We start from the raw sequence: 10,395 nt of genomic DNA, 5'->3' as shown, positions 1-10,395 counted from the left end.
CGACGCACACACTTGGCCTATATCGAACCAACTCCAACAAGGTGGGGTTCCGCTATGGCCAGGTTTCTAACTTACGACCTCAACCCAACGCACTACCCTGACATAATCGCGTTGCTGTTAACATGACATATTGACGTTGCCACGACACTTGATCCAAGGCCACATGCTCAAGCAGCGCATGTTAAAACTGCCGGTGCCGGCGGAAGTCACGAAAGCCGTTGAAGCAGCGCATAACGCGGGCCGCTCGGTGGATGAGATGATGGATTTGATCGGCGACGACCTGCTCGCCGAAGTCGGCACGGTCATCGCCGGCACACCGGTTGAAGTCATCGCCGGCATCGACGAGATGCTGCGTGCCGCGAAGCCCTATGGCTTCGACATCGTCGACATCGCCTCGCCGCTCGGCCCCGATTGGCATGAAGCGATCGATTTGATTTGCCAAGAAGTGATTCCCGAAGTCGAACGGCACGCGAAAAATTATTGATCAACGAAGCCCGACATGGAAAGGGAAACTACATGCAGACAACGCATGCTCTGAAAAATCTAGCTTGGGGAATTTCACTGGCTCTATTCGGCCTCGGTTGCGGCAGCGCGATCACCGCGCGCGGGCCGATCACCATCGCCGATCAAGGATTCTTTTTCGTCGGCGGCCGTTACGTAGCAGTGGCCAACAACGGCCACATCATGGCCGATCAGATGTACGTGCACTATCAGATCCCTTACGAGAAAAAACATCCCTATCCGATCGTCTTGATTCACGGCGGCGGTCAGACCGCCAACAACTTCGAAAGCACACCGGACGGCCGCGAGGGATGGGCGACATTTTTTCTGCGTGACGGGTTTAGCGTCTACTTAGTCGACCAACCCGGCCGCGCCCGTTCGCCTTATCAGCCGGAAGTTTACGGCCCGCTGGCGCCGGGCGCCCGCGCGAGTAGCAGCGTCGAACAACGCTTCACCGCGCCGAAAGAACAAAATCGCTACCCGCAGTCGCGCCTGCACAGCCAATGGCCGGGCAGCGGCAAACGCGGCGATCCGGCTTTCGATCAATTTTTCGCCTCGCAAGTTTCCGGCATCACCAACGGCGGCGTCAGCGAAAAATTAAATCAGGCGGCTGTCGCCGCGTTGCTCGACAAGATCGGCTCGGCGATTATTCTCACCCATTCGATGTCGGGCACGTCGGGTTGGTTGATCGCCGATGCCCGGCCCGGTCTCGTCAAAGGCGTCGTCGGCATCGAGCCCAGCAGTCCGCCCTTTCGCAATTTGGATTTGATCGGCCCGCCCGAATGGTTTCGTTACTCGGCGGCCTTGGATAAACCGTATGGCATCACGCGACTACCGATCGCCTACGATCCACCGATAAAGGATCCCGCCGAGCTAAAACCCCTGCTCGAAGCCAAAGCCGACCGTGCCGACGTGACGCGCTGCTATCTGCAAAGCGCGCCGCCGCGCAAGCTCGTAAACCTGCTCAACGTCCCAGTCTTGATCGTCTCCGGCGAAGCTTCCTTCCACTCGCCGTGGGATCACTGCACCGGCAAATATCTGACTCGAGCCGGGGTTGCCAATCAGTATGTGCGTTTGGAAGACTACGGTATCCGCGGCACCGGCCACATGATGATGCTGGAGAAAAATAGTTTGGAGATCGCCAAACTGATCGCCGATTGGCTCGAACGCCACGTCGATCGGACGCTACCGTTGAAATAAAAAAATGTCACGACGAACTTTTAATGCTAAACACCGGCGCAACTTCGTCCGGCCGTTCCTTGTGTTCGCAGCCGTAACTCTAGCTGGCTGCGCGGCCCCATCCCCTTCTTCGCGCCCACGAGATCCGCTGCCATCGAGCGACGCCCGCCTCGACGCGGTGCTGTGGCAAACGACTTCGGCGGAATACCGAGTCTTGGCCCAATCGATTTACGCCACGGCAAGAATGCATCTCGACCGCGCCCTGGCCGACCGCCAGTGGACCGCACTGCCGGACCAAAAAGGAAACTTTCAGAATCTCCCGCCGGCGGTCATTATGGATGTAGACGAAACCGTCATTGACACGGGAACATTTCAAAGCTCGATGGTGAAAAATCGCGAGCGCTTCAGCAGCGGCCATTGGCGCGACTGGCAACTGCGCAACGAAACCGGCGCCGTGCCCGGCGCCGTTGAGTTTATCCATTATGCCCAATCCCGCGGCGTCACGGTCTTCTTCGTCACCAATCGCGACTTCGCCACCGAGCCGATCACCAGGGCAAATCTCACGACCATCGGCATTAAATTATCGGACCAACTCGACACCGTGCTCAGCCGCAACGAACGGCCGGAATGGAACGCCGACAAAACCAGCCGGCAAAGTTTTATCGCCCAGTCACACCGAGTACTGATGCTGTTCGGCGACGACTTGGCCGACTTCATCGCCGAATACCGCAGCGCGCCCATCGCACGCCGGCAAGCCGCGTTGCAGCGCAGCGAATGGGGCACGAAATGGTTTATGCTACCCAATCCCATGTACAGATCATGGGAAGGTTCGCTTTACGATTTTAATGCCGAACTAAACAGCGACGGAGTGTTAAAACGCAAACTCGATCAGTTACCGTAAGGGGACCAACGAATTGCAGGGGCGCGATTCATCGCGCCCTCGGACCTACGGATCATTAACCGCAAAAGGCGCAAAAAATTGGAGGCTGAAACAATCATTAAAAAAATCTTCACAACCGGCATCGCAATAGTAACTTTGCTGCTCCTTGGCGTGGCCAACACGCACGCTCAATCGGCGAAAACGCTGCTCGACCAATCTGCCACTGCCATGGGCGGAATGAACGCACTGCGGGCGTTGAAAAACGAAATGGTCGAAAGCGAAGGCAAGCAGTTCGACTCATCGTCGACGCCCCAGCCCCTCGGCCCGACGCGCCAGGTCAGCACCTTTCGCTATACGTTGACCCGCGATCTGATCCAACCACGGCTGCGCATCGAATGGGACGGCGGCAATTCGGCGCGCAACCTATCGATTCGTTATCTGGAAGTGATCGACGGCAACATCGGCCTGCTGCGCGAAGGCGATGACAAAACCGGCAAGACCAGCCGCATGCACCCCGGTCGCCTGGCCACGCGCTTGCGAGAAGAGAAACGCGCGCCGATTGCAATCTTGCTCACCGCGTCACGCCAGAAAAATCTCCGCCGGCTCGCCGACGCCGAAGTCGGCGGCGCGAACAATCGCGTGTTGAGCTTCACCGAAAACGGCGATGAGTTTCACATTTATCTCGACACCAAGACTCACCTACCGACCCAGGTGAATATTCTCGAAGACGATCCGTTGGAGGGCGACAGTAACTACCTCCTACGCTTCAGCGACTGGCGTAAAGTCGGCGCGATCATGGTCCCCTTCGGTTTGCGCTATGAACTCAACGGCAGAGCGCTGCAAGAAGAACAGCTCAAGTCGGTGCAGCATAACGTCACCTTCGTCGCCGACCCCTTTGCGATTCCCGACGCGGTGCGCAATGAAAAAACCGACGCCGCGCCGATCGCGTCGCAATGGATTCCCCGCCGCATCGCCGGCAACGTCAGCTATCAGGACTGGGGTGCGCCAGCGAAAATCGTCTGGACCCAGCTCGCGCCAGGCGTGCATAAAATCATCGGCAGCTCCCACGCCACCGTCGTCGTCGAGATGGCCGATCATCTGATCGCCGTCGAAGCGCCGCTCTACGAAGCGCGCACCGCGCCGGTGAGCAAAGCGATCAAAGAAAAGTTTCCAAACAAACCGATCCGCTACGTGATCCCGACCCATCATCACCTCGACCACGCCGGCGGTATCCGCGCCTTCATGGCCACCGGCGCAACCATCGTCGTGCCGTTTTCGGCCAAAGAGTTTTACGCCAAAGTTGCCAAGGCGCCGCACACACGCAATCCCGACAGTTTGGAGAAAAATAAAGTCGGCGTCGTCATCGAAGCCTTCGGCGGCGGCCCGCGCATCTTGACCGACGGCAAACGGCGCGTCGAAGTCTATCCCCTACCCTTGTCGCATGCGGACGACTTCGTCGTCATCTATCTGCCGGCGGAAAAACTTCTTATCGAAGCGGATCACATCAGCCCCCGTAACGGCGAAGTATGTCCGGCGCCGGCGGTAAAAGAATTCATCCCGGCACTGGACAAGTTGAACCTCGATGTGGCAACGATCGTTGGCATCCACGGTGACAGCGCCACGCTGCAAGCCGCGCGCGCCGCCGCTCAAGCGGCGAAATAATGGAGGACCTATGAAGCCATTGGTAATATTCGCTGCACTCTTGTTTGCCTCAATGAGTAGCAACCAAGTTCGAGTTCACGCCCAGGAAAAACCAGCACCCGACGACCGCGCCTCCCGTCCGATCATCCGTGTCCCCACCGCACTGACGTTAGAAGAAGCGCGGGTCATTGTCGAAGCGGCTAAAGCCGTCGTAAAGGCGGAAGGCAGCCGGGCCGCCATCGCGGTCGTCGATTTTAACGGCAACTTGATTTCTCTCGACTCCATGGACGGGACTTCAGGCTTCTGGGTAAAATTCGCCATTGGCAAAGCGGTCGGCGCCGCCACACTGCAACAATCGACGGCGGAATCCGGCGAGCAGGTGCAGAGCAATCCGCAGCACTTTCACAGCGCGTTGAGCCTGATGCAAGGACAGATCATTTTAATCCCCGGCGGTTTCCCGCTGATTGTCGACAACGTCATCGTCGGCGCCGTCGGCAGCGCCGGCCACCGCGGCGACGGCGACGTGCGCGCGGTCAAAGCCGGCATCGCCGCCTGGGAAAAATTTCGCCAGAGCAAACGTTAACCTAAACGGAGAGTACATGCGAAAAATCATACGAGAAATGACTGTGGTGGTTGCGATAGTTATGTTTGCACCCAACCCCGTGCTGGCCCAGTTCGTCAAGATCACCCCGCTGGGCTCCCACGACGGTGAATTTTGCCAGAACGACCGGGCGATGCTTTTTGAAGATCCGACCGGCGTGAGGATTCTATACGACGCCGGACAGACTGTAGCCGGCGCAACGGACCCGCGACTCGGCGACGTGCATGTGATTCTGCTCAGCCATGCCCACAATGATCACATCGGCGGAACAAAAGCAGCGGGCCTTAACGCAGGGACGTGCAATAAACCGCAAACCGTGTCCGCCGCGCCCAATTCAAACACCGCCGAGATCGCAGCAGCGAAAAATTCCTGGATCATGACGAGTCGCCCGATGACTCGTTTTCTTACTAAGAAAATCCAAAACATCCGAGGCGCAGTGACCTCGGAATGTCCTGCGGTCGGCACCCTGAGAGCAACGACCGTTCCGACGTCCTCGCCATGCCTCGCAGGTCGGCCCCCAGGAGGAACATGGATATTCAAAGTTTCCAACGCAACCAATGGAGTGGAGATTACAACTGTGCGAGCCGATCATGACAATACTGTTGCTCCTAGCCTAATCACAGATGCAGGAAAAGCGATTTTAGAAAATGACGGTCTCACTGCATATGTCGGAGACGCGGTCGGCTTTGTTGTCGCGTTTACAAACGGTCTCAAAGTTTATCTCTCTGGGGATACCGCGCTTATGAGCGAGATGAATACTATCATCAGGAGTTTTTATAAAACCAAACTATCGGTAATAAATGTGAGTTCTGTCGAGAAAGCTGCCTTTGCTGTAAACGAGCTTTTGCAACCGAATGCTGTCATTCTATCCCACGCCAACGAAGCAGCTACGACCGGCGGCAAGGTCAACCCGGGCACCCGGACATTGCAATTCATCGATCTCGTCAAAGGCCGCCCTGTCCATCTGCCGTTGAGCGGCAAAACCATGCAGTTTGACGGCAACGCCAAATGCACTGCCGGCTGCTGAAAATTTTGCGCAAACAATAATTGACTCGTTAACAAGGAGGAAATCATGGCTGCTGAATTCATCGACATATTGAAGGAACCCGAACTGGAAATCGGCCACAGCAAGAAAGTTCTCTTCACCTCGGACCACTTTCACACCTGGGTGCACGGAGATTATCCTGGGACCAAAGGACCGATGCACAAGCACACCGCCGACCAGCAGTTCTACTGCGTCCAAGGCCAGTGTACGTTTCACTTTCCCGATGGCACGTCGCGTGCGCTGGATTGCGGCATGCTTGTGACCATTCCGGCGGGGCAACTCTATCAGCTCGACAATACCGGCGACGAATACATGATTCTCCTCGGCGCGCGCGCCGAACCGGCCGGCAATCCGAGATTCAGTGCAACGAACAAGGAAGTCGGCCATGGCGATTTCGCGAAGAAGCAACTCGACAAGATCAAAGCACCGGAAGAAAAGAAAGCTAGAGCGCGCCAAGAGTCTTAACGACTCTCTGGGGAATCGAGTGAATGTCCGTCATGCCCGCCCATTGACGTGGCTCAGGATAAATTCTGGCGGGCATCCAGGTGACGGACAGCGTCCGTCATACCGTTGGAAAACGGTATCCAGGTTAGGGGATGGGGATGGAGCCCGGTTTTCACCGGGGTGACGATAAGGACAGAATGACGGAAGAGGAGTCGACGTTTTTGCAACACTTCGGCTTAGAGTCGAGGAATGTTTAGTTCGAGGAATTTCGCCGTGAGTAAGTTCAAGTTACTAGCGCAGACCATTTGTCTGGCTCTCAGTTTATTGGTCACTGAGATAAATTCCCCAATCCATGCAGCCGAGCGCGTCAAGCTCGCCTTGCCGGCGAAATCCATGGGCTACCTGCCGCTGTTCGCCGCCATTCATCGCGGTTTTTTCAAAGACGAGAACATCGAGATCGAGACGCCGATGATGTTGCCGCAATTGGCGCACAACGCGCTTTTGTCCGGCGACGTCGACTACCACGACGTCGCCGATTCCGCATTGCGCCTGGCCGCCAAGGGCGCGCCGATCAAGACGATCTTCTTCGGCGCTGCGCGGCCAAATTATTTTTTAATGGCCAAGCCGCAGTTCAAATCGATTCAAGAATTGCGCGGCAAGTACATCGGCATCGTTCGCTTCGGCGATACCATCGAATTGGCGACCCGGATCGCATTTAGCCGCGAAGCCATGGACGCCCAGCGCGACGCCGTGCTGATCATGATCGGCCTGCCGAGCACGCGGGTCGCCGCGCTCAGCGCCGGCTCCGTCGACGCGACCATCGCGATCCCGCCGGATAATGTGTTGCTCAAACAAAAAGGCTTTCGCGAGCTGCTCTTCTTAGGCGACGCCATCGAGTTTCCCAGCAACGGCTTTTCCACCACCGAGCGGCAACTGATTGAGAAACGCGACCTCACGAAACGGCTGCTGCGCGCGCTCTATCGCGGCTTGAATTTCGCCCGCGAGCGACCCGACGACACGATTCAGATCCTCGAACGGGAATGGCGCATGGATGGACCGACCGCGAAGGAATCCTACGCATCGCTGGCGAAGTCATTCAGCAAAGACGGCGCGGCCAGCGACGCCGGCTTGAAAGTTCACATCAGCCAGATGCAACGCGCCGACAAGACCATCGGCGACATCGCGTTGAACAAGATCGTCGATTTTCGACCGCTTGAAGAAGTGAGGCGAGAGATGTTTAAATAGCGCTGTCGAAATTAATCTAGATTCAATGCTGAGATTTATTCACCACGAAGAACACGAAGTTCACGAAGTTTTTGTAGGGGCGGGTTTTAAACCCGCCCTTCTGCAACCCCGTCTGGGCCTTCGCGCGCATCGTTGTGAAAAAAAGACCGGAAGAGTGCGGCTAATAGCCAAGCATGAAACGTCAATTTAGGAGGGAGTCATGAGCAAACACATTCCAATATTCGAAAAGTTCATCCAAGATTTACGCGCGGCCTGGAAAGAACTGCCCGACACCGAAGCGCGCATGAAAAAAGGCCAGAGGCTGCTCGAAGAACTGGTCAAAGACGAATCCATGCGCCAAGCATGCAAATCTTGGCCGTCCACTGAAGGCCGGAAGAATTTATTGTTCCATGAAGACGACCAGTGCGGCTTCGCCGTCAACGGCGTCGTGCGCATGCCGGGCCGCAAGGGCAGCATTCATGACCACGCCCATGCCTGGACCGCCTACGGCGTCCTCGCCGGCACGGAAAGCTTGGAACGCTTTCGGCGCGTCGACGACCGCAGCAAAGATGGATACGCTAAGCTAGAATTGGAAAGCGTGACCGAAGGCAACGCCGGCAAGGTCGATCTCGTGGCGCCGTTCGACATCCACGCCGAACAGGGCGGGCCGACGCGCTCGGTGGCGGTGATTCTGCGCTCCGAACGAGTCGCGGGAAAAGTTTTGCAAGGCAGCTACAGCATGGAAGGCGATTTGTATCGGCAGATCGAAGGGCCGACCAACATCCCTTACGAGATCACCGGCTAAACCGTTTCGACGGCGCCGACGATCGGGAGAAATAAAATGGCCAAGATCAAACATATCGCGATCGCCACTCAGGATCCGGAAAAGACCGCGCAGTTCTACAAAGATGTCTTCGGCCTGCGCGAGATCGCCAAGATCAACAGTCCGGGCGCACAGGGATTTCACCTCACAGACGGCGACATCAACTTTGCCGTGCTAAAATTTAAAAACGACGCCACCGCCGGCATGCCCCAGGGAAAAGATTTCACCGGCCTGCATCACATCGGCTTCGAAGTCGACAGCGTCGAAGCCATCGACAAAACCCTGAGCGCCGCCGGCGCGCCGATCCGCGACGACATCAACGACGCCTTAGGCTTGGGCAGGAACAAAGCAGCCCACGTCAACGCCGAAGTAAAATACAGCGCGCCGGACGGCGTGATCATCGACATTTCCGAAACCGGCTGGGCCGGCACCGCGAAACATCCGCGCTAGAGCGCAGCATGTTTCTTTGCTGGCCGGATTTATCTTTAGGAGGCTCTATGACGACGGCAAAAAGACTCCCGGCATTTGAAAAATTTATTCAGGAGTTGCGCGCGGCTTGGGCAACGCTTCCAGATACCGAAGCGCGAATGACACGCGGCCGAGACTTGCTCGCCGACCTCGTCAAAGACGAGACCATGCGTGAATCCTGCAAGCGCTGGCCGGAAACCGACGGCGGCCGGCGCAATCTGCTTTTCTACGAAGATCCCGACTACGGCTTCGCCATCAACGGCGTGGTTCACAGCGCGGATCGCAAAGGCAGCATCCACGATCACGCTCATTCATGGACCGCCTACGGACTGCTCGCCGGCACGGAAACCCTCGAACGCTTTCGCCGCACTGACGACGGCAGCAAGGAAGGATACGCCAAATTAGAAATCGAAAGCATCACCCAGGGCGCACCCGGAAACGTCGATCTGGTGCCGCCCTTCGACATCCACGCCGAGCAAGGCGGCCCGGCAAAATCCTACGGCCTGATTCTGCGCTCCGAGCGCGTCGCCGGCAAAGTCTTGCAGGGCAACTACAACATGGAAACCGGCGCCTACCGCCGCGTCGAAGGGCCGACGAACGTGCCCTACGAAATCACCGGTTGAAATTATTCTCCGCGCAACGCTGCGCGCGCAAATTTTCCGACCGCCCACAGCTATTTATTTCGGATTTTGAATTTGGTCTGTTGCCAAGCGGCCGTATGCGGCAGCTACTCGATCACTTGGAGCTCGAAGTACTTGGGAATAACCACCTTGATGTTCTTGTCGATCGCATTAACGTCGCGAGTGAAGCGCCTTGCCCGGCCCATCGTCGTTTCCGGCAAGCCATCGCAAAGTGACTCAGACACCCGTGAGAACATTTGGCTATTGACCCTGTGCTAATGTCAACGATACACTTGCTTTTGAATGATTGATCCAGTTGATTGGAGAACGCTGATGAGCAAAACAGAGATCCGAACTGGCAGGCTGATCGATGATCGCACAGTTGCTTTGGACAAGCCGCTATCCTTGCGTCCGATGAAGGTGCGCGTTGCAATCGAACCCCTTGATGAAAAACAGCGCCGACCTTACCGTCCCGAAGTCATTTCCAGTATTCATGCGGCGCAGGCCGCTCGTGGTTACCGTCCGCCGAGCCGTGAAGAAGTGGACCGTTGTATACAATCTGAACGAGACAGTTGGGGAGACTAGTCCTGGTAATCTATGTCGACACCGCGCCGTTGATTTACTTGGTTGAGCATGTGCCCGAGTGGGGTGATCTCGTGGCACAACGTTTGTCCTCAACGGATGTGCTCGTAGTCAGCGACCTTTGCCGTTTGGAATGCCGAGTCAAGCCGATGCGTGACGGCAACACGGCGCTTCTCGATGAGTTCGATCGTTTCTTTAGGAACCTCTGAACAACTGCCCTGGAAGTAGGGCAGCGGAAGATAGATCGTTTTTTTCGTAATGAGTTACAGTTTTTGCGAAGTTATATCAGATTACATTTTGCTCTCGCGGTTAATAGGGTCCTTAGTTTTGCCTCGATTTGCCCCCGTTGACCGTTGTACGAAGCGCTCGTATTACGGATAAGCTACG

The 10,395-nt window shown here is 56.6% G+C and carries 13 protein-coding genes; all 13 read left to right on the top strand.

Annotated elements, in window-relative coordinates:
* Positions 1-136: 136 nt before the first annotated feature.
* The 13 genes from EXR70_23315 to EXR70_23255 all read left to right on the top strand — a co-directional run bounded on the left by EXR70_23315 (position 137) and on the right by EXR70_23255 (position 10,011).
* Positions 137-484, top strand: a complete 348-nt coding sequence (locus EXR70_23315) for a hypothetical protein (protein MSP41426.1) — start codon at positions 137-139, stop codon at positions 482-484.
* 32 nt (positions 485-516) lie between these two features.
* Positions 517-1,701 carry an alpha/beta fold hydrolase gene (locus EXR70_23310; GenBank protein ID MSP41425.1) on the top strand — a complete coding sequence of 395 codons (1,185 nt, stop codon included), beginning with the start codon at positions 517-519 and terminating at the stop codon, positions 1,699-1,701.
* 4 nt (positions 1,702-1,705) lie between these two features.
* Positions 1,706-2,581, top strand: coding sequence for a 5-nucleotide phosphatase (locus EXR70_23305; protein ID MSP41424.1), 876 nt, complete (start codon positions 1,706-1,708; stop codon positions 2,579-2,581).
* Between the two features lie 78 nt (positions 2,582-2,659).
* Entirely contained in the window at positions 2,660-4,222 is a 1,563-nt protein-coding gene (locus EXR70_23300; protein ID MSP41423.1) for an MBL fold metallo-hydrolase, read from the top strand.
* Positions 4,143-4,784, top strand: coding sequence for a hypothetical protein (locus EXR70_23295; GenBank protein MSP41422.1), 642 nt, complete (start codon positions 4,143-4,145; stop codon positions 4,782-4,784). The genes EXR70_23300 and EXR70_23295 overlap by 80 nt, the downstream gene beginning before the upstream one ends.
* Before the next feature lie 16 nt (positions 4,785-4,800).
* Positions 4,801-5,829: an MBL fold metallo-hydrolase gene (locus tag EXR70_23290; GenBank protein MSP41421.1), complete on the top strand. Its 1,029-nt coding sequence runs from the start codon at positions 4,801-4,803 to the stop codon at positions 5,827-5,829.
* 45 nt (positions 5,830-5,874) lie between these two features.
* Positions 5,875-6,312 carry a cupin domain-containing protein gene (locus EXR70_23285; protein ID MSP41420.1) on the top strand — a complete coding sequence of 146 codons (438 nt, stop codon included), beginning with the start codon at positions 5,875-5,877 and terminating at the stop codon, positions 6,310-6,312.
* A gap of 228 nt (positions 6,313-6,540) precedes the next feature.
* Positions 6,541-7,536, top strand: a complete 996-nt coding sequence (locus EXR70_23280; GenBank protein MSP41419.1) for an ABC transporter substrate-binding protein — start codon at positions 6,541-6,543, stop codon at positions 7,534-7,536.
* 199 nt (positions 7,537-7,735) lie between these two features.
* Positions 7,736-8,320, top strand: a complete 585-nt coding sequence (locus EXR70_23275) for a hypothetical protein (protein MSP41418.1) — start codon at positions 7,736-7,738, stop codon at positions 8,318-8,320.
* Positions 8,321-8,356: 36 nt separating this feature from the next.
* The gene (locus EXR70_23270; protein MSP41417.1) at positions 8,357-8,788 is read left to right on the top strand and encodes a VOC family protein; all 432 of its coding nucleotides are present in this window, start codon (positions 8,357-8,359) and stop codon (positions 8,786-8,788) included.
* A gap of 137 nt (positions 8,789-8,925) precedes the next feature.
* Positions 8,926-9,429 carry a hypothetical protein gene (locus EXR70_23265; GenBank protein MSP41416.1) on the top strand — a complete coding sequence of 168 codons (504 nt, stop codon included), beginning with the start codon at positions 8,926-8,928 and terminating at the stop codon, positions 9,427-9,429.
* Entirely contained in the window at positions 9,426-9,662 is a 237-nt protein-coding gene (locus EXR70_23260) for a hypothetical protein (GenBank protein MSP41415.1), read from the top strand. The genes EXR70_23265 and EXR70_23260 overlap by 4 nt, the downstream gene beginning before the upstream one ends.
* A gap of 97 nt (positions 9,663-9,759) precedes the next feature.
* Entirely contained in the window at positions 9,760-10,011 is a 252-nt protein-coding gene (locus EXR70_23255; protein MSP41414.1) for a hypothetical protein, read from the top strand.
* Positions 10,012-10,395 lie beyond the last annotated feature (384 nt).

Source organism: Deltaproteobacteria bacterium (assembly GCA_009692615.1).
In the GTDB taxonomy this organism is placed as follows: Bacteria; Desulfobacterota; Binatia; order UBA9968; family UBA9968; genus DP-20.
Note: the sequence above shows the minus strand (reverse complement) of the source record. Positions and strands in the feature narration are given on the sequence as shown.

Excerpts from the sequence above, each read along its gene's own strand:
- EXR70_23310 (MSP41425.1), top strand. The coding sequence starts at position 517 with ATGCAGACAACGCATGCTCTGAAAAATCTAGCTTGGGGAATTTCACTG.
- EXR70_23305 (MSP41424.1), top strand. The coding sequence starts at position 1,706 with ATGTCACGACGAACTTTTAATGCTAAACACCGGCGCAACTTCGTCCGG.
- EXR70_23295 (MSP41422.1), top strand. The coding sequence starts at position 4,143 with ATGTGGCAACGATCGTTGGCATCCACGGTGACAGCGCCACGCTGCAAG.
- EXR70_23290 (MSP41421.1), top strand. The coding sequence starts at position 4,801 with ATGCGAAAAATCATACGAGAAATGACTGTGGTGGTTGCGATAGTTATG.
- EXR70_23285 (MSP41420.1), top strand. The coding sequence starts at position 5,875 with ATGGCTGCTGAATTCATCGACATATTGAAGGAACCCGAACTGGAAATC.
- EXR70_23280 (MSP41419.1), top strand. The coding sequence starts at position 6,541 with ATGTTTAGTTCGAGGAATTTCGCCGTGAGTAAGTTCAAGTTACTAGCG.
- EXR70_23275 (MSP41418.1), top strand. The coding sequence starts at position 7,736 with ATGAGCAAACACATTCCAATATTCGAAAAGTTCATCCAAGATTTACGC.
- EXR70_23270 (MSP41417.1), top strand. The coding sequence starts at position 8,357 with ATGGCCAAGATCAAACATATCGCGATCGCCACTCAGGATCCGGAAAAG.
- EXR70_23265 (MSP41416.1), top strand. The coding sequence starts at position 8,926 with ATGACACGCGGCCGAGACTTGCTCGCCGACCTCGTCAAAGACGAGACC.
- EXR70_23255 (MSP41414.1), top strand. The coding sequence starts at position 9,760 with ATGAGCAAAACAGAGATCCGAACTGGCAGGCTGATCGATGATCGCACA.